Origin of the sequence: Acinetobacter sp. SwsAc4 (genome assembly GCF_013391535.1) — a bacterium.
Taxonomy (GTDB): Bacteria; Pseudomonadota; Gammaproteobacteria; order Pseudomonadales; family Moraxellaceae; genus Acinetobacter.
This window is the reverse complement of record NZ_JACAXC010000007.1, coordinates 18527-43629: the sequence shown is the minus strand read 5'-3', so window position 1 is coordinate 43629 and position 25103 is coordinate 18527. Positions and strand designations below refer to the sequence as shown.

At 39.4% G+C, this 25103-nt stretch carries 23 protein-coding genes; 8 read left to right on the top strand and 15 right to left on the bottom strand.

Translation table 11 applies throughout. The features are described 5' to 3' along the window. Window positions 1-44 precede the first annotated feature (44 nt). The 5 genes from bioD to HYG88_RS05555 all read right to left on the bottom strand — a co-directional run bounded on the left by bioD (window position 45) and on the right by HYG88_RS05555 (window position 4934). Window positions 45-686: a dethiobiotin synthase gene (gene bioD / locus HYG88_RS05575; RefSeq protein WP_178882739.1), complete on the bottom strand. Its 642-nt coding sequence runs from the start codon at window positions 684-686 to the stop codon at window positions 45-47. Beyond that, window positions 683-1435, bottom strand: coding sequence for a malonyl-ACP O-methyltransferase BioC (gene bioC, locus HYG88_RS05570; protein ID WP_005158470.1), 753 nt, complete (start codon window positions 1433-1435; stop codon window positions 683-685). The genes bioD and bioC overlap by 4 nt, the downstream gene beginning before the upstream one ends. Next, entirely contained in the window at window positions 1432-2586 is a 1155-nt protein-coding gene (locus HYG88_RS05565; protein WP_178882738.1) for an 8-amino-7-oxononanoate synthase, read from the bottom strand. Before HYG88_RS05565 ends, bioC begins: the two co-directional genes overlap by 4 nt. Continuing rightward, on the bottom strand, window positions 2573-3868 hold the full coding sequence (gene bioA / locus HYG88_RS05560) for an adenosylmethionine--8-amino-7-oxononanoate transaminase (protein WP_178882737.1): 1296 nt from the start codon (window positions 3866-3868) through the stop codon (window positions 2573-2575). The genes HYG88_RS05565 and bioA overlap by 14 nt, the downstream gene beginning before the upstream one ends. A 352-nt stretch (window positions 3869-4220) precedes the next feature. Further along, on the bottom strand, window positions 4221-4934 hold the full coding sequence (locus HYG88_RS05555; RefSeq protein ID WP_178882736.1) for a hydrolase: 714 nt from the start codon (window positions 4932-4934) through the stop codon (window positions 4221-4223). A gap of 195 nt (window positions 4935-5129) precedes the next feature. Between HYG88_RS05555 and HYG88_RS05550 the strand changes: the two genes are divergently transcribed. Then, window positions 5130-5708, top strand: coding sequence for a peroxiredoxin (locus tag HYG88_RS05550; RefSeq protein WP_178882735.1), 579 nt, complete (start codon window positions 5130-5132; stop codon window positions 5706-5708). 51 nt (window positions 5709-5759) lie between these two features. On the opposite strand, the gene bfr is transcribed toward HYG88_RS05550, so the two are convergent. Continuing rightward, window positions 5760-6224 (bottom strand): bacterioferritin, encoded by a 465-nt coding sequence (bfr, locus tag HYG88_RS05545; protein ID WP_004663600.1) that lies wholly within the window; start codon window positions 6222-6224, stop codon window positions 5760-5762. A gap of 351 nt (window positions 6225-6575) precedes the next feature. Here bfr and HYG88_RS05540 point away from each other — a divergent pair, with 351 nt between their 5' ends. Next, entirely contained in the window at window positions 6576-7631 is a 1056-nt protein-coding gene (locus HYG88_RS05540) for an aldehyde reductase (RefSeq protein WP_178882734.1), read from the top strand. A gap of 51 nt (window positions 7632-7682) precedes the next feature. Here the strand turns inward: HYG88_RS05540 and HYG88_RS05535 are convergent, their stop codons facing one another. The 5 genes from HYG88_RS05535 to HYG88_RS05515 form a co-directional block, all read right to left on the bottom strand. After that, on the bottom strand, window positions 7683-8213 hold the full coding sequence (locus HYG88_RS05535) for a DUF6155 family protein (protein ID WP_004675028.1): 531 nt from the start codon (window positions 8211-8213) through the stop codon (window positions 7683-7685). Further along, the gene (ligA, locus tag HYG88_RS05530) at window positions 8210-10246 is read right to left on the bottom strand and encodes an NAD-dependent DNA ligase LigA (protein WP_178882733.1); all 2037 of its coding nucleotides are present in this window, start codon (window positions 10244-10246) and stop codon (window positions 8210-8212) included. The genes HYG88_RS05535 and ligA overlap by 4 nt, the downstream gene beginning before the upstream one ends. A 72-nt stretch (window positions 10247-10318) precedes the next feature. Continuing rightward, entirely contained in the window at window positions 10319-11308 is a 990-nt protein-coding gene (locus tag HYG88_RS05525; protein ID WP_178882732.1) for a cell division protein ZipA C-terminal FtsZ-binding domain-containing protein, read from the bottom strand. A 1-nt stretch (window position 11309) separates the two neighbouring features. Beyond that, window positions 11310-14759: a chromosome segregation protein SMC gene (gene smc, locus HYG88_RS05520; protein ID WP_178882731.1), complete on the bottom strand. Its 3450-nt coding sequence runs from the start codon at window positions 14757-14759 to the stop codon at window positions 11310-11312. A 10-nt stretch (window positions 14760-14769) separates the two neighbouring features. After that, a complete protein-coding gene (locus HYG88_RS05515; RefSeq protein WP_005158499.1) occupies window positions 14770-15465 on the bottom strand; it encodes a GntR family transcriptional regulator in 696 nt (231 codons plus the stop codon). A gap of 347 nt (window positions 15466-15812) precedes the next feature. On the opposite strand from HYG88_RS05515, the gene HYG88_RS05510 reads away from it, so the two are divergent. Continuing rightward, window positions 15813-16778: a hypothetical protein gene (locus tag HYG88_RS05510; RefSeq protein ID WP_178882730.1), complete on the top strand. Its 966-nt coding sequence runs from the start codon at window positions 15813-15815 to the stop codon at window positions 16776-16778. Window positions 16779-16792: 14 nt separating this feature from the next. Next, on the top strand, window positions 16793-17335 hold the full coding sequence (locus HYG88_RS05505; protein ID WP_005158504.1) for an ATP/GTP-binding protein: 543 nt from the start codon (window positions 16793-16795) through the stop codon (window positions 17333-17335). Here HYG88_RS05505 and HYG88_RS05500 read toward each other — a convergent pair. Beyond that, the gene (locus HYG88_RS05500) at window positions 17332-18132 is read right to left on the bottom strand and encodes a sulfite exporter TauE/SafE family protein (RefSeq protein ID WP_178882729.1); all 801 of its coding nucleotides are present in this window, start codon (window positions 18130-18132) and stop codon (window positions 17332-17334) included. The two genes, HYG88_RS05505 and HYG88_RS05500, sit on opposite strands and share 4 nt — an antisense overlap. A 29-nt stretch (window positions 18133-18161) precedes the next feature. Between HYG88_RS05500 and HYG88_RS05495 the strand changes: the two genes are divergently transcribed. Beyond that, window positions 18162-18914, top strand: a complete 753-nt coding sequence (locus HYG88_RS05495; protein ID WP_178882728.1) for a biotin--[acetyl-CoA-carboxylase] ligase — start codon at window positions 18162-18164, stop codon at window positions 18912-18914. A gap of 14 nt (window positions 18915-18928) precedes the next feature. After that, a complete protein-coding gene (locus HYG88_RS05490) occupies window positions 18929-19672 on the top strand; it encodes a pantothenate kinase (RefSeq protein WP_178882727.1) in 744 nt (247 codons plus the stop codon). On the opposite strand, the gene HYG88_RS05485 is transcribed toward HYG88_RS05490, so the two are convergent. Next, the gene (locus HYG88_RS05485) at window positions 19642-20229 is read right to left on the bottom strand and encodes an alpha/beta hydrolase (RefSeq protein WP_178882726.1); all 588 of its coding nucleotides are present in this window, start codon (window positions 20227-20229) and stop codon (window positions 19642-19644) included. The genes HYG88_RS05490 and HYG88_RS05485 overlap by 31 nt on opposite strands. Window positions 20230-20386: 157 nt before the next feature. After that, entirely contained in the window at window positions 20387-21793 is a 1407-nt protein-coding gene (gene ffh / locus HYG88_RS05480) for a signal recognition particle protein (protein WP_004663664.1), read from the bottom strand. 147 nt (window positions 21794-21940) lie between these two features. On the opposite strand from ffh, the gene HYG88_RS05475 reads away from it, so the two are divergent. Both HYG88_RS05475 and HYG88_RS05470 read left to right on the top strand, forming a co-directional pair. Then, window positions 21941-22750 (top strand): inner membrane protein YpjD, encoded by an 810-nt coding sequence (locus HYG88_RS05475; protein WP_178882725.1) that lies wholly within the window; start codon window positions 21941-21943, stop codon window positions 22748-22750. 80 nt (window positions 22751-22830) lie between these two features. Then, window positions 22831-23757, top strand: coding sequence for a tRNA-dihydrouridine synthase (locus HYG88_RS05470; RefSeq protein WP_178882724.1), 927 nt, complete (start codon window positions 22831-22833; stop codon window positions 23755-23757). A 148-nt stretch (window positions 23758-23905) separates the two neighbouring features. Here the strand turns inward: HYG88_RS05470 and HYG88_RS05465 are convergent, their stop codons facing one another. Then, the gene (locus tag HYG88_RS05465; protein ID WP_178882723.1) at window positions 23906-24964 is read right to left on the bottom strand and encodes a DUF6160 family protein; all 1059 of its coding nucleotides are present in this window, start codon (window positions 24962-24964) and stop codon (window positions 23906-23908) included. Between the last annotated feature and the right edge of the window lie 139 nt (window positions 24965-25103).

The window sequence follows — 25103 nt, the reverse complement described above, 5'->3', positions numbered from 1 at the left end:
TCACGATTACAGAGATTTACTAGACCAGCAATATCTAGAATGAGTTAAAACTTTTCCAACTCAATCCATTGAGTATCAGGAAAATGCTTTGTCAAATAAGCTTTTAAATAATCAGCCGTATCTTTTGAAATAAGCGGGTCTTTCGACTCATCCTTTAAGTTATACACCAAAGCATGCAGATTCAAATCACGCTGCTTTAATGCCTCTAGACTCAATAAGGTATGATTAATACTACCTAAACGCCCAGAAGTCACTAAAATCACAGGAAATTGATGCTGAGCGATATAATCAATGGTCAACAATTCTGTGGTTAAAGGCACCATCAATCCACCAGCACCTTCTAATAGCACCACATCAAAACGCTGAGCAAGCTCTTTAGTTGCAGCTTCGATCTTGGCAAAATCTAGATCACGCCCATCCAAACGCGTGGCTAAATGTGGCGAAGCTGGATAAGTAAAAATTTCAGGCATAGTCAATTTTTCATGATCTTCCTGAAACCAACCACTTCCCATAATTTCACGATGTTTTTCAATGTCTTCAGACACATCGACATTGCCAGTTTGCACCAACTTCTGGGTGATAACACGCTGCCCTTGTTCGGTCCAAAGTTTGGCAAGATAACCTGTGGCATAAGTTTTACCAATTTCAGTATCAATACCGCTGACAAAATAAATTGCTGCACTCATGCTATTCTCCGCGCAATCACATAGATCGGGTGATAAGTCAGGCTAAAACCCTGCTCACCATAAAACTGTTGATAATCTGCATAAAACTTCTGCAAGGATTGCTTGGTCCAGCGATGTGATTTCGCTGTTGCGGTCACGCCTGTCGCTTTTAAATGCTGCAATACCGATTTTGGATGATCAAAATAAATCTGCTTCACTTCTTGCTCAATGAACAGCACTTCAAAGTTTTGCTGTTCAAGCTGTCGTTTTAAAAACTCTAGGCTAATATAATTTAAGCCTTGCCCTGTCAACTGCTTAATTTCATTGAGATTATCTGACCCAAAAGTGGAAAAACCGAAATATGCATTGGGTTTTAAAGCATCATGAATTCGGTGTAATAACGTAGGTAGATCAGTCATCCACTGTAATGCTGAACTAGAAATCACTGCATCTAAGGACTGCGGTAAATGCAGTTGCTCAATATCTCCGATCAACCAAGCTATATTTTCAATCGTTGAAAAATGCTGATCTACATCCTCATAAAGATCATTTAAAAATAGTTGATCAACTTGAAAATAAGAATGAAATAAGTGAGTTAAATTACCCGAACCGCAGCCAATCTCAAGCACAGAGGCTAAGTTCTGCGGACAATACACTTTAAGGTATTTAAATAATTGTGCACTAATCTGTTTCTGTACCACAGCATGCTCGACATAGCTTTGCCCTGCTTTGGCAAAACGTTGGGCAACCAGTGCTTTATTAATACTCACAAATACTCCACCAATTGTTGCAGTTCATTTTTTTGCACCAAAGCGGTGAGTGAGATACGAAGACGTGAGCTATTTTGTGGCACTGTTGGTGGGCGTACTGGCATAGCATAAAAACCTTGTTGTTGTACATAGCGTGCTTTTTCAATGGCCGCTTGGCTTTCACCTACGATAACTGGAATGATATGACTGCTCGATGGGCTTGAAAAACCTTTTGCAATTACCGCTTGCTGTAAATACTGACTGATCTCGGCCAAGTGCTGACGCTGTTGCTGCATGCTCAATACTTTATTAAGAATAAAATCTGACCATGCCATTGAGATCGGTGGCAATGCGGTACTAAAAATCAATGGACGCATTTTATTGATCAGATAATCACGGATAATCGAATCACAAATGATATAACCGCCCACTGAGGCAATTGCTTTGCCAAAGGTTCCCACCAAGAAATCAATCTGATCCAATACGCCATATTGTTCAGCACACCCCAGACCTTGCTCTCCCCTAACCCCAATCGCATGTGCTTCATCGACATACAACATGGTTTTGGCAAAGCGCTGCTTTAACTGCGCCAATGCAGCTAAATCCGTTTCGTCGCCATCCATACTAAAAATACTTTCAGTCACCACAATAATGCGTTCAACTTGTTCATCTTGATGATACTTTTGCAATAACTGTTCCAGATGCTGCAAATCATTATGACGATAACGAACATATTGAGCAGTCGAAAGTCGAATGCCATCAATCATACTGGCATGTACCAGTTTATCGGCCAGAATCACGGTTTTGCTATCACCTAAGGCTGGCAAAATACCGATATTCATGTGGTAGCCACTATTGAAAAGCAAGGCAGCACGGCCAAAAGCTTTGCTTAGGCTATTTTCAAATTGCTCGTACTCTGCAAAATTACCCGTCAACAAACGCGAAGAAGAAGAACTAAATAACGCCCGTTCTATTTTAAGCGTATCGAGAAATTCTTCTCTTAAACTTAAATCAGCGGCTAAACCTAAATAATCATTGGATGCCAAATTCAACATGGTTCGATCTTGAATCGTGATCCATCGTCCCTGCTGTTGATTTGCAGTAAATTGGCGGAAATTACCTTGCTGTTTGAACTGATCAAGCTGCTCGGCATAATGATCAAGCAAGGACATTGGCATTTACTCCTTGCATATTTTTTACCACTTCACTCATCTGTGCTAATAAATAATAGAGTTCGTCATCTGTGATCACATACGGCGGCATTACATAGACCAATTTTCCAAATGGTCGTACCCAAATACCGCGTTCAACAAACTGTTGCTGCAAGGTTTTCATATCGACATTGCTGGTTAATTCAACCACACCAATCGCCCCTAAAACCCGTACATCCGCAACATGATCGAGCTGAGCTAAATCCGTTAATTGTTCAGCAAGAATCTTTTCAATCCGTTGAATATTGGCTTGCCAATCCTGTTCCACCAATAATTGGGTGCTTCTTAATGCTACTGCACAGGCCAGCGGATTCGCCATAAAGGTTGGGCCGTGCATAAACACACCCGCTTCACCACGACTAATGGTTTCAGCCACTTGCTTGGTGGTCAAGGTCGCAGACAGCGTCATATAACCGCCCGTTAAACCTTTGCCAATACACATAATATCGGGTTCCACTTGGGCATGTTCCCAAGCAAACATTTTGCCTGTGCGCCCAAAACCCGTGGCAATCTCATCGAAAATTAACAATAAATTGTATTGTTCACATAAAGCTTTGGCTTGGCGTAAATACTCAGGATGATAAAAACGCATGCCACCTGCACCTTGTACAATCGGTTCGATAATCAGTGCAGCAATACTATGATGATGCTGTTTAATCTGCTGTTTGAGTTGCTGAATATCGTGTGGATTCCATTCACCATCAAAGCGACTTTGTGGTGCGGGTACAAAAATTCGATTCGGTAAACTTGTACCAAAAATCTGATGCATCCCCGTGACTGGATCACACACCGACATCGCATTCCATGTATCGCCATGATAGCCAGAACGGGTGGTAATAAAGTTGGTTTTCTCAGGTAGATGCAATGCAGCCCAATACTGCACTGCCATTTTTAAAGCCACTTCTACAGCAACTGAACCTGAATCTGCATAGAAAATTTTATCTAAACTCGGCGGCGTAATTTTTAATAGTAATTTACCTAATTCAATTGCAGGGTCATGGGTCAGACCACCAAACATGATATGCGCCATGTTTTGCAATTGGTCAGCAACTGCCTTGTTTAGTTCTGGATGGTTATAGCCATGAATCGCACACCACCATGACGACATGCCATCAACCAAAGTTCGCCCATCTTCTAATTCAATGGTTGCGCCATAGGCACGTTTCACTTTAAAAGTTGGCAATGGATTTAACATCGAAGTATAGGGATGCCATATATGTTCTAAATCAAATAAATCGGTCATCCTCTACCTCATTTGCTGCTATTTCAAAATTTTCCATCAGCCTAATCACACTTTTCGATACTCGGAAATGTCATCTGCAACCTGCGTGATATAAACAAGATACAAGGCTTAGTACACTAGATCAAAAGAAAAAGTGAAAGAAGTGAACAGGTTTTGCAGATGACAAATGGTTTTGCCTACTTTTCCCGAAATGAGAAACATCGTTTCGTAAGGTAGGTCGCCGAAGGCATATCCTGAAAATGGATGAGTACTCGGCACGATTCCGTTAGATCTATAAAATAGGTTTTATCTTAAACTTGTCAAAAGCTAAAATATATTGCGAGAACTCTCAATTCAAGCAAGATTAAACCGTCTATTGAATAAAATCTTCAATTATTTGCACAGTCTGCTCCACCATAAAGCATGGAAAACCATGTGAAGCTCCTTCAACAGAAACGATAGATGAATTATTTGCAGCTAAATCTTTAGTTTTTTGCATAACTTGGTAAGGAACTAAAGCATCATACTCGGCAAAGACATGCAACTGCTTACCCTGATAATTTTTATACATTTCAACCAGATTTAATTGCTCCAGCAACTGCAACCCATCCCGAAGCAAAGCAATTGGTTGTGGACGAATCAATTTCTGCATAGCCACGAAGTCTTTTTTTGCCGAACTTGTACCTTGACAGACCAATAAGCCAAACCGTTTTAGCGTGGTAATGGCATCCTGTTCAAATGATTGTTTAAATTGCATAAAAGTTTCAACAGGCATGGCAGTCATCCAATCTGCTTGAGCAACAAAACATGGATTCGACGCTAAAGTGATTAAAAGTTTCTGTTCAGCATATTGTTGTTGTATTTGATTGACCAAGATTGTTGCCAGTTGTCCGCCAAGCGACCATCCAATAATTACATCATATTCAACCGCAAGTTCGACATGCTGTTGTAAAACATCATCATTCAAGACATTAAAAATATTAATCCGCTCAACACTATGTCCCTTTTGTTCTAAAGCCTCATGTAATGGCTTTAATAATTCTGCTCCACCGCCCCATCCTGTGATGAGTAGAATCCTATAAGTCACGCGCTTGCTCAATTCCAAAAAGTTGAATGCAGTATACTCTCCGATTTATACGAGTCATTATTTTCCTAATCAATTCATTTCATAATGCTTTGCTCAAAAGACACCATTAAACGGATCAAAATTCTTTAAAGAATTTTCTAACCCATATGATTTCGAAATTTGCTAAAGTAGAGTCTATTACACTTTGAGATCAACATGATGAATACGATAAAGTCCAAAGTTATTATTTTATGCAGTTTGTTTTTTTTACTTGGTATCCCTAGCCTTAGTACAGCGCAAACTTCTATTTTTTCTAAGCAAAATACAGCTCAAAAAGAATGGGTTGGACAGTCTGCACCAGATTTTAAACTGCAAGATCAAAGTGGTAAATGGCACACTTTAAACCAATATAAAGGCAAGTGGATTGTACTTTATTTCTACCCTAAAGATGACACTGCGGGATGTACTCAAGAAGCGAATCAATTTAAATCACTTTATCCCCAATTCTTAAAGTCGAATGCAGTAGTTTTGGGTGTTAGCTTAGATGATGTTGCATCACATCAAAAGTTTTCACAAAAGCTCGGTTTACCTTTCCCAATCTTGGCAGATGAAAAAGGCGAACTTGCTGGAAAATTTGGTATTGTCAGAAACCTCGGGATTACAAAAATTGCCAAACGTGAGAGTTTCTTGATTAATCCTCAAAGTGCAATTATGTATCACTACACAAGTGTGAAGACACAAACGCATGCTGATCAAGTATTAAAAGATTTAAAAGAAGCCCAAACTAAAAAATAATTCATAAATAAAAAACTCAGCAGGTGCTGAGTTTTTATTTATTCGAAAATCTTAAATTTGCGATTGAATATAATTTTGCAAACCAATTAATTCAATTAAACGCAATTGTTTTTCTAACCAATACGTATGATCTTCTTCTGTGTCCGAAAGCTGCTGACGCAACATATCACGACTAATGTAATCACCTTTATCTTCACAAAGCTTAATGCCTGTCGCTAGTTTTTCACGCACATGATATTCAAGTGCTAAATCAGCTTTTAAACAACTTACGACATCTGTACCCACATTAATATCTTCACGATTCATATTCGGTTGAGCGCCCAAAAATAAAACACGGCGAATGATTGAATCAGCATGTGAAGCTTCTTCTTGCATTTCATGATCAATACGCTCATAAATTTTACTTAAGCCCCAATCTTCGTACATTCTTGAATGAATTAAATATTGATCACGAGCAGCCAATTCACCGCCAATGAGCATATTTAAATAGTCGATGACTTCTGGATTGCCACGCATAATATTTACTCCTATCGAATAATAATATTATGGTGAACTTAAATCATATTTGCAAAATTAAATTGTGTAAGTTTATGATTTTTATCAAATTAAAATGAGAAACATACGCATTTACAGTTTTAATTCGCCTAATTTATCTAAATAAAAGAAGCATTTGCATATCATTTTAACCTTTCAAAATAGATAATCTTATTGAAAATCATTTGTTTGATTTTTTGTAACGATTCGCAATGCTTCTTATTCCACTGCAATTTTGATCAAAAAAGATTAAAAAATGACTGCTCGGCTGTTGTTTGTTTATACAAAATTCGGTAAATAACATCAATCACAAAAACACAATGCGGAAATAAAATGGATAAAAGTAAGCCCATTCTGGTCACGGGTGCAACGGGTTATATTGCGAGCTGGATTATCGAACGCCTGTTGAATCAGGGTTATAGCGTTCATGCCACGGTTCGAGATCCATCTAAGCAAAATAAAATTCAGCACCTGTATGATCTAGCAGATAAATCATCAGGACAAATCCAGTTTTTTAAAGCCGATTTACTTGAACCACGTTCTTTCGATGAAGCTATGCAAGGTTGTGAAGTTGTTATTCATACTGCATCACCTTTTGTAGTCACTAACTATAAAGATGCCGTTAAAGACATTATTGAACCTGCAGTGAAAGGCACAGAAAATGTCTTAGATAGTGTAAATCGTACAGAATCAGTCAAACGTGTGGTTCTCACTTCAAGTATTGCTTCAACCTATGGCGATGCGATTGAGATTCAAAATACAGCAAATAATGAGTTTGATGAAAGCCACTGGAATAATACGAGTAGTGAAACGCACCAACCCTATCCATATTCAAAAGTCGCGGCTGAACGTAAAGCTTGGGAAATGGCCGAGCAACAAAATCGCTGGAGTCTAGTCTGTATTAACCCTGCACTGGTGATGGGGCCATCACTCACTGATGCTAGTCAATCAGGCAGTATCGAAGTATTACAACAATTCGGGAATGGTACGACCTTATTTGGTGTGCCGCCAATGTGGAATGGTATAGTAGACGTCCGTGATGTTGCTGATGCACATGTTGCTGCGGCACTCAATCCAGCAGCAAAAGGCCGCTATATCGTGTGTGGTGGAACTTTAAGCTTACTCGAAATGGGTAAGGCATTAACGCAAAAATTTGGCTACAGATACCCTTTCCCACATTTTACCGTGCCTAAAGCAGCTTTTTCCTTGATCGCACCAGTATTTGGACATTCCCGTCAATTTGTAAAACTGAATATGGGTTATCCAATCTACTTTAATTCACAACGTAGTGTGAATGAGCTAGGTATTCAATATCACGATATTCGTGAAAGTGTTTGTGAACATTTCCAGCAATTACTTGATGATGGGATTGTGAAAAAATATATTTAATCTCATCCGCCCACTCAAAAAATGATTGGGTGGGCTGATTTTCCTCATTTTTTAGAAATTCCGTTCATCAAAATATGTATCATAAATATCACATAAGATTTCATGAAACCCCCAGCCTATATGACGAGTATCTTTGCAAATTTGATGAGCACGTTCTTGAAAGTCCTGATTTAGATGACATTGTTGCATCCATTTCATCGCCTGTTCAAACATCGACTCCATACTGCTATAAAATGCTTCATCAATACCACCATAAGTATTACTAAATTCAATACCAATCTCGACATAGAAGAAGGCAAGATCAATCAGATACTCATTCAACCCATTCAATTTTTTAAAATCCATGACCGCTTTTCGCGCAACGGATAAACGTAACTTCTTTCCCAATCCACGCTGAGGGAAAAACTGCTCTTGAATGATTTTCTTATGCTTAGTAAATACCTCACGCTCTCCATCTGCACTCATTTGCACAGTATAAAAATCTTTAACCACAGAAAACTGCTGATATAACATGGTAATTTCTTTAATAAGCTCATTTTCTGATTTAGCAGCAAGATGCGCTTTTAATTTTTGAACACTCATGCAGTGCTGTCCCCATACTGCGCCAAGAAATCCAGAAACTCTTGTTCATTCATCACCCGAATGTCCAGTTTCTGTGCTTTATCCAGCTTACTTCCCGCTTTTTCACCAGCAACAACACATTTGGTTTTACTAGAAACACTGCCACTGACACGTGCACCCAAAGCTTGTAACTTTTGTGTCGCCTCATCACGTCCCATGGTTTCCAGTGTACCCGTCACCACCCAACTCTCACCATTCAATGGTTGACGTGTTGGTGCAGTTGGTGCATCCCAATGAATACCTGCTGCCAATAAACGATCGAGTACTTCAATGTTATGTGGTGCTTGGAAAAAGTCTGCAATCCACTCTGCTGTAATATCACCGACATCTGGCGTTTTCTTAAGTGCTTCAACATCGGCTACTTTCAAAGCATCCAAAGTGTGGAAAGTATTGGCTAACATGCGTGCTGTAGTTTCACCGACACCACGAATACCTAAGCCATAAATAAAACGTGCCAAGGTAGTTTTCTTACTTGCTTCAATTGCATCAATCAGATTTTGAACGGATTTTTCACCCATTTTCTCGATGGTCAATAAGGTGTCACGATGTTCATGCAAATGATAAATATCAGCGACATCTTTGAGTAAATCGAGATGTAATAACGACTCTACCCAACGATCCCCCAAGCCCTCGATATCCAGCGCTTTACGGGATACAAAGTGACGAATGGCTTCAATCCGTTGTGCTGCACAATACAGGCCACCTGAACAACGTGCCAATGCCTCACCTTCTGGCATCACTACAGGTGAATCACAGACTGGACAATTGGTCGGAAGATGAACCATCTCTGCATCGGCAGGTCGAAACTCAGCCCAAACTTTTTCAACTTTTGGAATCACATCGCCAGTACGATAGACGCTGACAGTATCGCCTACACGTACATCTAAACGATGGATTTCACCAATATTGTGTAAAGTCACATTGGATACGGTAACGCCTCCCACAAATACAGGGGCTAAACGCGCAACTGGGGTAAGTGTTCCAGTACGTCCCACTTGCCAGTCAATATTCTCAACTTTGGTTAAAGCGGCTTGTGCTGGGAATTTATAAGCTGTTGCCCAACGAGGTTCACGACTCAGGAAGCCGAGTTGTTGTTGTTGTTTAAGGCTGTCCACCTTAATCACCATACCATCAATTTCGACTTTAAGATCTGGGCGCTCTTGTTGGATTTGTTCATAACGCTGTTGAACTTCTTCAATCGAAGCACACAAGAATTGACGTTCAGCAATTTCAAAACCAAATTTGGTCAACCAATGCAGACTATCATGCATGGTCTCCAGTCCATGATTCGGTACACACTGCGCGATACCATACGCATAAAACGCCAATGGACGTGAGGCTGCGATATTTGGATCAAGCTGCCTTAGACTTCCTGCTGCGGCATTCCGTGGATTCGCAAAAGTCTTCTCTCCTTTCGCTTCTTGATCGGCATTGAGTTTTTCAAAGCCTTGCTTTGGCATCAGTACTTCACCACGCACCTCAAGAAACTCTGGAATCGCTTGATGCTGACTGGATAATACTTTGGGCAGGTTACGAATGGTTTTAACATTTTGAGTAATGTCTTCACCTGTCTCACCATCGCCACGAGTGACCCCACGAACCAATACACCATTTTCATACCACAGTGAAATCGCTAAGCCATCGAGTTTAAGTTCAACTTCATATTGAACTTCTTGATTCGGTAGACGCTCATCAATACGACGAGCAAAAGCAAACAGGTCTTCCTGATTAAAGACATTACCCAACGACAACATCGGCACTGCATGTGTCACGCTTTCAAATTTTGACAACGCTTGACCACCGACTTTATTGGTCGGAGTATCCGCCTGAATACATTCTGGATATTGTTGTTCCAAGGCTTTCAGTTGATGAAATAAATGGTCATATTCACTATCAGAAATGGAAGGTTGATCCATCACATAATAAGCATGATTATGTTTTGCAATCAGTTGAATTAACTGACGCATTTGCTCAATAACTGAGTTGTGTTCCATTTAAGTTTCACCATATAAAAGGGCGGAAAAACCGCCCTATAATTTTTTACTAAATTTATTATAAAAGATTCATTAGACGGTTGCTTGATTTGGACGATAATCAATCACATGATGACGCCAATGTTCTTTCAACTGCGGCGTGAATTCAAGATTGTTTTCATCGTAAACTTTACCATCAATCTCACGCGCAATTAAGCCTGCGATACTGGTCATCATGTCATAACCTGTCACCGCCTTACTGTTTGGCAATGCAAGGAAAAATGCCAAACCTTGTACTTGTTCTCCCGACAAACTTTCCAAATCAAAACCAGCAGGTCCATTATCTGTGACACGTAATACAGAGAACATTAATGGGCTTGGCTCATCGGTATTTTCATAACGATGGAAGCAAGACATCTCTCCAAAACGCAGACCGTATTTCAACAATACTTTGAGAGCTTTATCACCAGACAAAGCACGGCGTGGGTTTGGATAAACATTAAGGGCAATGATCTGTTCAGCAGTCGCCAATGCACTTTCATCATCACAGCGTTGCTGCTCATGCAGATGCACATCCAGAATATTGCTTTCACCATCAAATTCTTCAATTTCAACAGTTGCAATATTTGGGTTTAAGCTAAGCTCTGTTTCAGCTTTCTCATCCTCAGCTTTTTCTGGCGTTGCTAAAAGCGCTTCAACTTCGTCTTGAGACTGCGATTCAAGAATTTTCTCTGGTTTATTTGCACTCGTAGTGAACTTAACGACTGGCTCAGGTTCAATCACAACATCAGTTTCACTCGCTTTTACAATATTTTCTGCAGCAGTTGTTTCAACTGACGCTTTTGCTTCAATCGGTGCCGTGTTAAAACTTGGTTCAACGCGTTCAACTGTAGCGGCGACATTGCTTTGTAGAAGTTGATCTCGCACATGACGAGGAATCACAGGTTGCTGACTTTCAGGGTTAACATGAAGATCTGCTTCTAATGAAGGCTCAACTGGTTTTGGTTTTCTTAAAATCATGATCAAACCAACGAGCATAATCACAACGGCGATAACAATGCCTATTATTGTATTCATTTCCATATTAGGACTCCGCAACTAACCCGTATTCTTTTGCCTGTTCTAAATCGACAGTCACTAATTTTGATGTGCCCGGCTCTGGCATGGTCACTCCCAGTAAATCAGTTGCCATTGTCATCGCCAATTTATTATGTGTAATGTAAATGAATTGCACTTGTTCAGAAAGCTCTTTTACCAAATTACAATACCGCTGTACGTTGGCATCATCAAGTGGTGCATCAACTTCATCTAATACACAGAAAGGTGCTGGATTTAACCTAAAGATCGCAAATACTAAAGCCAGAGCAGTTAAGGTCTTTTCACCACCAGATAATAGTGCCAAAGAACTATTACGTTTGCCAGGTGGACGTGCCATCAGCTTCACCCCAGACTGCCAATCATCTTCAAGGCTTAAAGTCGCTTCACCACCACCAAATACCTTTGGAAATAGCAGTTGTAACTCTTGATTGACCTGATCAAAAGTGGTCATAAACAACTTACGCGTTTCCTGATCAATGCTTTTCATCGCATCTTTAAGCTGATCAACCGTATTTTGTAGATCCTGCATCTGGTGACTCAGTTCATCAAACCGCTGTGACACGTCTGCATATTCTTGTGAAGCTGCCAGGTTTACCGCACCAATTTTATCAAATTGTTGCAATGCTCTTTCTAATTTCTGTTGATGATCTTTTATTTCAATCGAGAGATCAGATAAGGCATCCGCATTGAGTTCTTTGAGCTGTTCCAGATAATGCTCACGATCTGATTTAGCAGCTTGCCAAGCCAAACGCTTTTGCTCTAACTGCTCACGCACCTGCTCATCTTTTTGCTGTGCTTGATGACGTTGTTCTGTCAATTGCTGCTGTTTCTCTTGGACTTGATTCAATTCAAGTTGCCACCCATTCCAATTTTTTTGCAGCTTTTCTGTTTGCTGAAATTGCTCTTGGAATTGCGACTCTAAGTTCGGTAATTCAAGCTGAATCGGATCAACAAATTTCTTCGCTTGCTCAATCTGTTCAATGATTTGTCGATATTGGGTTTTCAGGAATGAAATATCCTTTTCGAGCAACTCAATTTGTTGATTGGCTTGTGAAGTCTGACGGCGCAAAGCTTCACGTTGCTGCTGCTGTTGCGTAAGCTGTTGTTGTTGCTCATCCAGCTGTTCATTCAAGTTTTCCACCTGAAACTGCAAGGTTTTATAATTTGGCAATACTGCTTCGAGTTTGAGTGCCAATGCATGTAAATCAATTTCCAGATCATCGCGCTGCATGGCATCTTCTTCAAGTTGCACATCCAGTTGTTTCAGTTGCTCTGCCAGTTGCTGTTGCTGCAATACAAAAGCCTGTGCGGTACTTTGTAGCTTGACAATCTGCACATCCAGTTGCTGCAACTCTTTTTGCTTTTGTTTCACACTTTGCTGCTGTTGCTGCAAGATTTGTTGTTGCTGTTGCAGGCTTTGCTGTTGTTGGAAAAACTGGTTTTCCAAATCAAGCAACTGGGGTTGTTTCTGTGCCAGTTGCTGTTGAATTTCCTCTAAACGCACCTGATGACTGAGCATCCCCTGCGCAGTTTGACTGTCTTCATCATAGTGCAGTGCAATCACCCAGTCTGAGCCGACATGATAACCATCAAGCGTCAGAATAGATTGTGCTTGCTGGAGATCCGCTTGATATCGCAAAGCTGTGGTTAAATCTTCTGCAACGGCGACATTTGTCCATAAAGAAGATTGTGGTGCCTCGATCCATTCACTCAAACAAGTCAGCTCTGCAACTTGAATAGGCTGCTGTTGTGATGATTTTAACTGCCGTGCGATACCCTCTTGGAAGGCTTGCTCATTCCCAATCAACTGCGCTTGTAACCACTTGGCTAAGAACTTCTCAATAATGCTTGCATGCGCTTTAGCTTGAGCGCTTAAACGTAGGCTTTGCATCAGTCGAACTGCATGTTGATCCTGCTTCGGGCTTTGCTTTGCGACAAGCTGATTCAGGTTTTTTTGTTCAGCCAATAAAACTTGAATTTCAGTTTTCAGGCTTTGCAGATCCATTTTGTTCGACTGTTGTTGATCTTGCTTAGTCTGAACATCCTGCTGTAATTGTTCAATGGCAGTTTCTAACGTAATAATTTCCTGTTGCAGTTGCTGCTGCAACTGTTCTAACTGCGCCTGTTCATCATCCTGAACCTGAGCACGAATCTGAGTGGTTTGTGTTTGCAGAGTCTGCTTTTGCTGCCCAATCCGTAGCACATTCTTACCCAACTGCTCAATTTGCGCTGCCATCTGCAACTTTTTTTGTTGTTGCTGATCGACTTGGATTTTCAGTTGTTCAAATTGCTGTTGTGCTTGCTTATGTTGTGCTTGAACATCGCTAAAATTTTGCTCAGCCGTTTGTGTCTGCTGTTCTAAAGCAAGTAAGCTTTCGTTTTGCTCATCAAATTGAGTTGTTAAAGTCTCAACCTGTAACTCTGATAATTGTAAACGCTCTTTGGTTTGTAATTTTTGCTGTTCAAGTTGCAGCAAGCTGGTACTGTTTTGCTGGAATAAACTCTGTTTTTGTTCCAAGGTCATTTTTAATTCAGACAGCTTTTTCTCGGCCTGTTGCCATTCATGCTGCAACGGTGAAGACTGCTGAATTAAGCGTTGGAATAAAGCACTGGTGGCTTCAAGATCGTGTTCAATGGTTTGAGATTCTGAACGGACTAACTTAAAGTTTTCGCCGAGTGCCGTCATTTCAACAGTATATTCTTGTTGTAGCTTTTGACTTTGATTGGCTTGAAACGAAAGAATTTCAATTTTTAAAGTTCGAATCTGCCCTTCTAGGGTCTTATATTGAATTGCAGCTTCAGACTGGCGCTTTAGGCTTCTAAGTTGGGATTTTAGTTCAGCGGCAATATCGTCTAAACGCGCCAGATTTTGCTCAGTATGCTCTAAGTGCTGCAAGGTTTCACGACGGCGCGCTTGATAACGAGACACTCCTGCCGCTTCTTCAATAAACACACGCATTTCTTCAGGCTTGGCATCAACCAGACGGTTAATCATGCCCTGTTCAATCACCGCATAAGAACGTGGCCCTAGGCCTGTCCCCAAGAAAATATCAGTGATATCACGACGACGACAACGCGTGCCATTTAAGAAATATTCAGACTTACCTTCACGTGTGACTTGGCGACGGACGGCCAGCTCGCTATAAGCATTATAAGCACCGCCTAATTTGCCATAAGTATTATCAAAACGAAGTTCGACACTGGCAACCCCGACAGGTTTACGTTTGGCAGTCCCAGTAAAAATGACATCCTGCATACTACCGCCGCGCAACTGACGTGCATTGGATTCACCCATCACCCAACGAATAGCATCGATGACATTTGATTTACCGCAACCGTTCGGTCCAACCACCGCAGTACGGTTTGCTTTGAAATGTAATGTAGTACTATCGGCAAAAGATTTAAAGCCTGAAAGTTTTAAACTGCTTAAACGCATACTGCCCTAACTAGCGGCGTGAGCGTCTAGCCCAAGCCAATTCAATCTGTTTCATACGTGTCAGAGATTCCAACACAAGGTTACGTAAGTGTCGACAAAAATCTTCCATAAATAAAGCGGCTTGTTGTGATTTTCGGATCAAAATAGCATCAATCACTAACTTAAACAGGGTAAAAGATTCCTGTAATTCACGACGTGAAGTATTTAAGGTTAAAAAGTAGCTACGACGTAACGAAGGCAACAGTTCTTTATAAAATTGCATTAAATAGGGATTGGCCACCATATCATGCTGATCTGCTAAATATTTAAAAATCGAATCGTAGAATTTTTCAATGTCCCCAGCACGTACAAATTCAACCAGTTGATCTAATAAGGTCTGTAGCTGTTCAGTCTCGTTAACTCTCCAAGTCTCACTAATTCGTTGCACAATATGCCCAAGTACCATCACACTGGTATCAAACAAAGCTTTAACTTGTTGAGCTGACATTTCAGAAACAATTGCACCACGTCTTGGGAAAATTTCAATTAAATAAGTACGTTCTAGTAGTAGCAAAGCCTCACGAACAGAACCTCGACTCACATCTAATTCTTTCGCAATGCGCAGCTCCTGAATACGTTCGCCTTCAACCAGCTCGCCGCTAATAATTTGTTCACTAATGTATTTTGCAATCTGTTCAGAAAGACTATCAGCCTCTTCGAGATTCATGATCCCCTCGCTATCGTTGTTATACGCATATTCCAATGCTATTTGCGCTTTTTTGTTTTAACTGATCTCACGGCATAAATTCTATATCATTGTCTAACAATTTTATTGCTTTTTAAGTCAATTGAAAGATAAAAACAATATTTTAAGGAAATATTTGGTTAAAAATTTAAATTCCTTATGTTTAAGATCAATGAGTTAAGCTTACGAAATTGCGCTAACCGAATATCTGAAAATTAATTTATTTACCAAAAATTTATTGATATTAATCACATAAAACAATATATTCCACAAACATAAGCACGTTTTTATTAATTTTACTGAATTGCTCAGCAATTATGAGTAGCATTATGAGTCTTCATCAAGCTGTTAATATCGCAATTTTTGGGCTCAGTCTCAGAACATTGAATGAATTAAAAGAACATGTACAAACTGCTATTCCTAGTCATATCCAAGTCAATTGGAGCAATATTGCTGAACCACATCTCGATATTTTGATGATCAATCATATCTTTTTTGATTCACCGAATATCAAAAGCTTAATCCAAAATAACCATATTAATGTTCTACAAATTGCCAATAATGCTGATAAAAATAGTTCAATCGAAGATGACATTCTATATCTACCATTGAATCATCTTCACTCACTACATCAATGGCTAAATGAGCGCTTAGCTAAAAATGCTGCGATAGAGAAAGTATCCCCACCTCAAGCAACCAATACTACAATTCATCGGAAACAAATCGGGGAAGTTCTACAAGAAATCCTCAATCCTAAAAATGGCAAAATTCAGTTGTTTGATCACAATGGTTTAATTGCAATTGCAGACCCTCGTAACGAATGGGTTTGGCAAAATCCGATGCTACAAACATTACATACAGATCCAAGCTTAAACTACACCTACGCCACACAAAATGACCAACTTTGGATCACAGAGACTCCACAACAAGATTTAAAACAATGGTTATGGAATTTACTTTGGGCATCAAAAGATTTTAATGAACTTTGCCCCCCCTCTGCATCAAGTTTCTATTTAGAGATTTGGCCACAACCAATAAATAAAATTGAGCGCCAAGATATTTTACGTATGGCTGCTTGTTTTGCTAAAGGGGCTGAAATTTCAGTTGTAGCCAGCCAATTAAAATTACCTGAACAGCGTGTCAAACAATTTGTTGCAGCAAGTTTAGGTGCAAATTACGGCAAAATTATCAAAGATCATCAAGCCAACTATCATCCGCAAAATAATCAAAATATGACTGAACAAAATTTCATGAAAAAATTGTTTGGTCGATTACGTAACCGTTTAGGCTTCTAACCTAGGATAACTCTATGATTATACAACAATATAAAATTGTCTTTGGTGGAACTATGGGGTCAGGTAAATCCAGTGCGATAAAGGCCCTCTCGGAAATTGATGTACTCAGCACCGAGGCTTTAAATACTGATCTTGAATCGCATGAAAAAATGCTCACCACTGTCGGTATCGATTACGGTGAGATTACTTTAGATGATGGCGTTAAAGTCGGGTTATACGGGACGCCTGGACAAGAACGTTTTGAGTTTATTTGGGCTGTAATTTGCAAAGGTGCAATTGGTACGATTGTCATGATTGACCACGCCACAGAAAATCCACTACTCGATCTAGCTCAGTATGTAGAAGCGTTCAAACCATTTGGCAATAATATTGTGATTGCGATTACTCATATTGATCAAAAACCAGAAAGAACGCTTTCGATGTACCGAGATTGGCTTGCAACACAAGGCGTTAATTATCCTCTGTTTTTCATCGATGCACGGCAACAGGATGATGTTTTGCTATTGGTAGAGACGCTGATCGCAAATATTGAAGTACATTATGGGCTGATAACTTAAATTAAACCTTTATAAATAAAGTAGCAGCCAACAACAACTAATAAGCCTGCAAAAGATTTTTTTAACATCGTAGATGATAAGCGATGTGCTACTTTTGCTCCCAGTTTAGCGGTAATAAAGCTCATTGCGCTAATACCAAGAAAAGCATAAATATGAACATAACCAATCGTATTTGGCACATTAATTTGTTCTTTTGCACCAAACCACATAAATCCGATTGCACCAGCAATCGCAATCGGCAATCCACACGCCGCTGAAGTTGCCACCGCCTTTTGCATCACCACACCATGACGGTTCAAATAAGGTACCGTTAGGCTACCACCACCGATCCCAAATATCGCAGATGCCACTCCAATTCCACCACCAGCAATAAACTGTAATGGTGCAGATGGTAAGTGGCGATTTGGATCAATAACAGCATGCGCTCCGCTAAACATTTTGTAAGACATCCACACTGCAAATACACCAATAATTAACTGTAAATGCTGCCCAGAGAGTAAATCCGCCACACCTGCACCGAAGAAAGACCCCAAAACCAAACCTGGTGCTAAATTACGAAATACATTCCACAAGACAGCACCTTTTTTATGGTGAGCAGTCACAGAACTAATTGATGTTACAATAATTGTAGCTAGAGATGTCCCCACAGCTATATGCATGATCACATTCGGGTCATAATGCATTTGAGTAAAGACAATATATAAAATTGGTACAATAATTAATCCACCGCCAACACCAAACAAACCTGCAGTAAATCCAGCAATTGCGCCAATCAGCAAATATATGATTAACTCCATAAACACATGACCACTCTACTTATAAAACAATGGAAGATTTAGCAACTCGCCAGCTTCAGCAATTACTTAATGCAAAAAATCAATTTCCTGAAATCGTGTTGCTCAAAACGACGACAACATCGACAAATGATGATATGCGTGAAATTGCACAAAAAGGCATTAGCTCAGGATTAGTTTGCAGTGCACAGCAAACACAAGGTCGAGGTCAGCACCAACGGCAATGGTCTTCTCCTGAAGGTAATATTTATTTAAGCACACTGATTCAAACCAAAACAGCTTTAGATGGTCGTCTTGCCCTAGAGGTTGCACTCAACATCCTACAAATGCCAAGCTTACAAGGTCTAGGTTTACAAATTAAATGGCCAAATGATTTATATAGTGCCCAAGGCAAATGGGGAGGTATTCTGGTTGAACCGCTCTCCCCTCATCAAGCGATTGTTGGCGTAGGCATTAACTTGAACACACCCCCTGTAGAAAATGCGGATCAGCCAATTACCTCTCTGACGATGCTCGGTTTAGCTCATACTGATCGTTTAACACTGATTGCTGAACTGTACACTGCGATTCAACAGGCTTCTCAATGGTTTGAACATGGCAGTTATAATTTAGCTGAACGCTTTAACCATCATGCAATATGGCTCAATCAACAAGTTGAGTTTGAACATGCGCAAGGTAAGCTTCAAGGGCGTTTTCAAGGCATCTCCAATGATGGTGCTGTACTCATTAAAACCGATCATGTTCAAGCCTTCTATCAAGGCCGTTTACGCCTCGCACCCATTTAAGGAGTGATCATTTTATGAAAAGTCTATGGTTGGATATTGGTAATACCCGTTTAAAGTATTGGATTACCGAAAATGATCAAGTGCTTGAACATGCTGCCGAATTACACTTACAGTCACCTGCCGATTTACTCTTAGGTTTAATTCAACATTTTAGACATCAAAATTTAAGTCAGGTTGGAATTTCATCTGTTTTAGATACAGAAAATAATCAACGTATTCAAATGATCCTCGATATTTTGGAAATTCCAATTATCTTCGCTCAGGTACATGCTAATTATGCAGGACTTCGTTGTGGTTATGATGTTCCAAGTCAACTCGGGATTGATCGTTGGTTACAGGTCTTAGCAATTTCAAAACCTGATCAAAACTTTTGTGTGATTGGCTGTGGTACAGCGCTGACCATCGATTTAGTAGAAGGGTTACAACATTTAGGCGGTTATATTCTGCCAAATTTATATTTGCAACGAGATTCACTCATTCAAAATACCAAAGGTATTAAAATTCCTGACTCTGCATTCGATAATCTGAAACCAGGACACAACACCGTTGATGCTGTGCATCACGGTATCTTGCTAGGTCTAATTAGTACCATTGATCAAATTATGCAACAATCACCTAAACACCTGATTTTAACAGGTGGAGATGCCGATATATTCGCCAAATTTCTGCAACATCATCAGCCTTTGATTGAATCTGATCTATTACTTAAAGGACTAAAAAATTACGTTCAACTTAAGTCAGCATTAACCAATGTTTGAAGTATCTGGAACAACTGAGGAAACATTGAATATCCATCTTCAGTACGGAAATGCCCTGCCTGAACAGCTTCAATCAGTTGGGCATTCAGTAAATTTGAAAATTTAAAAGTCAAAGGCACTGGGACAATAGGATCATTCGTAGAAAAGAAAACGAGACGTCTTTTAACATTGGCTCGGATTACGCCACTGGTAAAATTTGAATGCTTGATGAATTCATCATATTCAGGAAATTTGGGTATAGGCTCATTAAAAGCAGCAATAAATAGGCATGCTTTCAACTGAGTTTGTTGCAGACGCTTTGCTAGAAAGTGAGCCACGGCAATACAAGACAATCCATGGGCAACAACAATACTCTGTTCATTTAAATCTTGTAGTTGTGTTTCTAAACAAGTTTGCCAAATTTCAGCTTCTGGGTGATTCGAATCCGCAAGGAATATTCGTTCAGCGGCAATTCCTTCAGATTTTAATTGTTGTTCTAACCATAAATACCAATGCTGCTCTGGATTTGCATTTTCACAATGTAATATAAATACCTTACCGTTCGAATTATGTGACATATATAACACTTTATAAATATAAAACAAATACTTAAAATTATTGTGTCCCTTATTTATTTATTTTCATATTGATTTTCTGTATTAAATTGATACTTAGATGCACAAGTAAGATTTAACAAAAAAGGCGCAATTTGCGCCTTTTTTAAGTAGCTTTAGGTTATTTCTTTGGTTCATTACTACCAAATAAAGGTCCCATGTTACCGCCACCAAATTGTTTTTGCATATTACCTAATGACTTCAACATTTTGCTCATTCCTGACGGATTCGCAAATTTCTTCATCATTTTCGCCATTTGAGCTTGTTGCTTAATTAATTTATTCACTTCAGCAACGTCCATACCACAACCCGCAGCAATACGTTTTTTACGGCTTGGATTCATCAAATCTGGGTTACGGCGTTCTTTAATGGTCATCGATTGAATAATCGCTTCCATTTTTTTCACTTGCTTTTCAGGATTTGCTTGTGCAATCGCATCTTGAATACCAGAGTTACTCATGCCAGGCAACTTATCCAAGAAGCCCATCATACCGCCCATCTTGCTCATTTGCTCAAATTGCATCAGCATATCTTCAAAGTTGAAGGTTCCGCCTTTCTGCAATTTCTTCGCCATTTTTTCGGCTTTTTCTTTGTCGATTTTGCGTTCAACTTCTTCGACTAAAGAAAGTACGTCACCCATACCTAAGATACGTTGTGCAACACGATCTGGATGGAATGGCTCAAGTGCATCTAGTTTTTCACCGATACCCAAGAACTTGATCGGTTTACCTGTAATCGCACGAACAGAAAGTGCAGCACCACCACGTGCATCACCATCAGTTTTAGTCAGAATAACACCAGTCAAAGCCAGAGCATCGTTAAACGCTTTTGCTGTATTAGCAGCATCCTGACCTGTCATCGCATCGACAACAAACAGAGTCTCTGTTGGCTTAACTGCAGCGTGTAATTCTTTAATCTCATCCATCATGTCTTCATCGACATGCAGACGTCCTGCGGTATCAACAATTAAAACATCAGCAAACTGGATTTTAGCTTGTTCAATCGCACGATTAACAATATCAATTGGCTTTTCAGATGCTTCTGATGGAATGAAACCCACACCAACTTCATTGGATACTGTTTCTAACTGCTTGATTGCGGCTGGACGATAGACGTCAGCAGAAACAGTCATTACTTTTTTCTTTTGGCGCTCTTTCAGAAAACGCGCTAATTTTGCGGCAGTTGTTGTTTTACCCGCACCTTGCAAACCTGCAAGTAAAACCACGACAGGTGGCTTTGCGCTTAAATCTAGAGTCTCATTTGCCTCACCCATCATTTTGGTGAGTTCATCATAGACAATTTTTACAAATGCCTGACCTGGAGAAAGCTGAGTCATGACTTCTTGACCGAGAGCTTCTTCCTTAACCTTCGCGATAAATTCACGAGTTACAGGTAATGCCACATCGGCTTCAAGAAGTGCCATACGTACTTCACGTAAGGTATCTTTAATATTGTCTTCGGTCAGCTGCCCTGAGCCAGTAACATTTCTTAAACTCTGTGTGAGTCGTTCTGTTAAGGTATCAAACATTGCGAAATCCGCTTAAAATGGCTAGTTGCAAAAAAATCTTTCTTAAAATAGAAAATTTATGCGTAAGATGCTATAGGATACTGTAGTTCGAAGCGAATTTACATCTTATATAGTGAATATTATTCAACCCCCTGAAAAAGGTTTGACATGATCAGTCTCCCCTTGGTTTACACAATTTTGGCACTTGTAGCCTATACCAGTTCTTTTTGGTATTTGTTTATACGTTTGATGTCAAAACGTACTCCAAATCTTTGGTGTTATTCGATTATGATTGGTCTAGGGCTACTACTGCATAGTACTGTGCTCTATCAAGATATGATGACACCAATTGGCGTGAATTATGATGTATTTAACCTGATGTCATTCACTTCGGGGCTGATGCTAGCACTCAGTTTAATTTTAAGTTTAATTCGACCAATCTTACCATTAAATTTAATTGGCACTCCTGTTGCCGCAATTGGTTTAATTTTAGGATATGCTTTTAGTCAACCGAACCAAGTGATTGAACAACATAGCTTAGGTTTAGATCTTCATATCATCCTCTCTTTATCAGCTTATGCTGTTTTACTGATGGCAACTATTCATTCCGTATTGCTTTGGTTTCAAGATAGAGAACTTAAGAAGAAACAAAAAAGACGAATTTGGGTTAACCTACTTCCACCATTCCAAGTAATGGAATCGGTACTCTTTGATTTAATTATTACAGGTTTTGGGTTACTCACTGCTGCACTTTTCTTTGGCTTTTTTACAATTGATAACTTCTTTGCTCAGCATCTTGCTCATAAAACCGCTTTTAGTATTATTTCATGGTTTTTATATGGTGCGCTTTTAATTGGGCATTACAAATTTGGCTGGCGCGGACGTAAAGCAATTCGCTTTACCATTACAGGTTTTATCTTACTTGCAATTGGTTTTATCGGTAGTAAGTTTGTTTTAGAAATGATTTTGGGACGTTAATTTCTAGCTTCATAATAAACTAGACAGCCTATCTGAAAATGCGTATAACGCTGTATTCTTTTAATTAGGTAATAATCATCGTGAAACTTGTGCTCGCTCCAATGGAAGGTCTAACTGATCCAATCATGCGTGATGTGCTCACTCATGTTGGCAGTTTTGATTGGTGCGTAACTGAGTTTATTCGTATTACCGATAGTATTCTTCCAGATCATATTTATTATAGTTTTTGTCCTGAACTCAAAAACTCAGGTAAAACTGCGGCTGGCACACCAGTTCATGTTCAATTTCTTGGCAATAATCCAGAAATGTTAGCAGCAAACGCAGCGAAAGTTGTTGAACTCGGTGCTCCAGCAATTGATCTTAACTTTGGTTGTCCCGCTAAAACTGTTAATCGTCATCGTGGCGGTTCTGTTCTATTGGATGAACCTGAGACCGTACACCTCTTAGTTAAAGCTGTTCGTGACGCTGTACCTACACATATACCCGTTTCAGCTAAAATGCGTCTGGGCTATCTAGATGAAAACCACACTTTAGATAATGCACATGCGATAGAAGATGCTGGCGCAAATTGGCTTACCGTACATGCGCGTACTAAAGCAGATGGCTATACCCCACCTGCCTATTGGGAAAAAATTCAGCCAATCGTCGAAGCTTTAGACATCAATGTGATTGCGAATGGTGAGATTTGGAATAATACTCATGCCAAAGCTTGTATAGCGCAGTCAGATTGCCATGATATTATGATTGGTCGCGGGGCTGTTACTACACCTGATTTGACCTTATGTATCCGAGAGAATAGTGATCAAGCTATCCTTTCTTGGTCAGAATTAGTGCAACTCCAGCAACGTTTTTTAAGTGGCCAGTACAAAACTGAAATCGGAATGATCGGTCGTTATAAGCAATGGTTAGGTATGATGACGAAAGCCTATCCTGAAGCTCAAGAGCTTTGGACTAAAGTAAAAAAAGAGAAACAGTTAGAATTAATTATCAGCCATTTAAATACCTGAATTTAAAATTATTAGTTTCATCTTGAATTATATACCAACATTTATGAAAGGTTAGATAGAGAAAACCTCCTTTACTAACCTTGTTTGATTATTTAAATAAAAAATAAATTAAACAATAACAAAACATAAATGATATTAACTAAAAGAGCTATAAACCACTTATTTTCACTTTTAGATCAGTAATATTCGCACCTTTAATTCCCCAATTCCCCATTGAGCCATTCTGTAGGCCATTAAACGTATTAGAATCTAGACTTCCAGTAGGAATCGTATCTCCTAGCCAAAGATTATTTATTGAAGCATCAAATTTTTCAGATTTACCGATATTACCAAAAACAACACTACCTGTTTCCGTTGGATTTGTCCCCGTTTTCCCTTCAATTCCAGCATAAAAACCACTTAAAGAAAAACCAGCGGTTGTATCCGTTGGGTCAGTATCATTGGCAGTCAACTGTAAATTAAATTTAGCGCCAGTATTTCCAGACACTAAATTAATTGAACAACCATCTGGGTTTAAGGTAGTTGGTCCACAAATTGATTTAATCGCACCGCCAAACATCAACATATGACTTTGAGGAGCACTACCCAATTGAAAATTCATTGTTGGCTTATTATTAGGCATGAACTCAATGTCAATATTGCTAGTACGCAATAATTCCTTAATATTCGGCTTTAAAGTCGTACCTGTTGTAAATATAGACTTTCTTACATAGTTTGAAGCATTCATTGTTGAAATAGCATCGATATTTACAGGATCATGCGGTACTAAATAAACTGATAATGGTCGTATACGTATACCATTGACACCACTACCAAATTTAATTGCAATATTCGCAAATGCACCACTATTACCTTTGTCAGTGTCAATAACAGCTTGCAATAACTGTGATGTATTATTCTGAATAGTACCATTAGCATTAAATGTTTGAACGAAATCCACGCCCAGAGTAGGAGTCACAGCATTAGGATTTGCTGCCATAACTAATGCTGCTTGAGTTAACGCGGTTTCACCTTTTTTTGCAAAACCATCGGTATCAATAATAGCTATTTGATTAAAGTCTATTTTTGAAAGTTGCACACCAATATTAAGACCATCTTGCCCAGTTGCAATTGACAAACTTTGATCATCAAGCGGCTGCATTGCCATCGTAAATGGCGTAAATAACAATAATAATGTGAAACATCCTAATTTTTTGTTTTTTCCCATTGCCCTGATCCATAGACAAATGCTTAAAATATGTTCACTAGATTAACATAGTTTGAACAAATCACAACATAAAACCGATAGCTGATAAAATAAAGCTGACTTCCGCAATACAAACAAAAATCAGCTTCCTATTTACTTA

Coding starts and splice junctions, on each gene's coding strand:
- bioD (WP_178882739.1), bottom strand. CDS start 686: ATGAGTGCAGCAATTTATTTTGTCAGCGGTATTGATACTGAAATTGGT.
- HYG88_RS05565 (WP_178882738.1), bottom strand. CDS start 2,586: ATGTCCTTGCTTGATCATTATGCCGAGCAGCTTGATCAGTTCAAACAG.
- bioA (WP_178882737.1), bottom strand. CDS start 3,868: ATGACCGATTTATTTGATTTAGAACATATATGGCATCCCTATACTTCG.
- HYG88_RS05550 (WP_178882735.1), top strand. CDS start 5,130: ATGATGAATACGATAAAGTCCAAAGTTATTATTTTATGCAGTTTGTTT.
- bfr (WP_004663600.1), bottom strand. CDS start 6,224: ATGCGTGGCAATCCAGAAGTCATCGACTATTTAAATATGCTCATTGGC.
- HYG88_RS05540 (WP_178882734.1), top strand. CDS start 6,576: ATGGATAAAAGTAAGCCCATTCTGGTCACGGGTGCAACGGGTTATATT.
- HYG88_RS05535 (WP_004675028.1), bottom strand. CDS start 8,213: ATGAGTGTTCAAAAATTAAAAGCGCATCTTGCTGCTAAATCAGAAAAT.
- ligA (WP_178882733.1), bottom strand. CDS start 10,246: ATGGAACACAACTCAGTTATTGAGCAAATGCGTCAGTTAATTCAACTG.
- HYG88_RS05525 (WP_178882732.1), bottom strand. CDS start 11,308: ATGGAAATGAATACAATAATAGGCATTGTTATCGCCGTTGTGATTATG.
- smc (WP_178882731.1), bottom strand. CDS start 14,759: ATGCGTTTAAGCAGTTTAAAACTTTCAGGCTTTAAATCTTTTGCCGAT.
- HYG88_RS05515 (WP_005158499.1), bottom strand. CDS start 15,465: ATGAATCTCGAAGAGGCTGATAGTCTTTCTGAACAGATTGCAAAATAC.
- HYG88_RS05510 (WP_178882730.1), top strand. CDS start 15,813: ATGAGTCTTCATCAAGCTGTTAATATCGCAATTTTTGGGCTCAGTCTC.
- HYG88_RS05505 (WP_005158504.1), top strand. CDS start 16,793: ATGATTATACAACAATATAAAATTGTCTTTGGTGGAACTATGGGGTCA.
- HYG88_RS05500 (WP_178882729.1), bottom strand. CDS start 18,132: ATGGAGTTAATCATATATTTGCTGATTGGCGCAATTGCTGGATTTACT.
- HYG88_RS05495 (WP_178882728.1), top strand. CDS start 18,162: ATGGAAGATTTAGCAACTCGCCAGCTTCAGCAATTACTTAATGCAAAA.
- HYG88_RS05490 (WP_178882727.1), top strand. CDS start 18,929: ATGAAAAGTCTATGGTTGGATATTGGTAATACCCGTTTAAAGTATTGG.
- HYG88_RS05485 (WP_178882726.1), bottom strand. CDS start 20,229: ATGTCACATAATTCGAACGGTAAGGTATTTATATTACATTGTGAAAAT.
- ffh (WP_004663664.1), bottom strand. CDS start 21,793: ATGTTTGATACCTTAACAGAACGACTCACACAGAGTTTAAGAAATGTT.
- HYG88_RS05475 (WP_178882725.1), top strand. CDS start 21,941: ATGATCAGTCTCCCCTTGGTTTACACAATTTTGGCACTTGTAGCCTAT.
- HYG88_RS05465 (WP_178882723.1), bottom strand. CDS start 24,964: ATGGGAAAAAACAAAAAATTAGGATGTTTCACATTATTATTGTTATTT.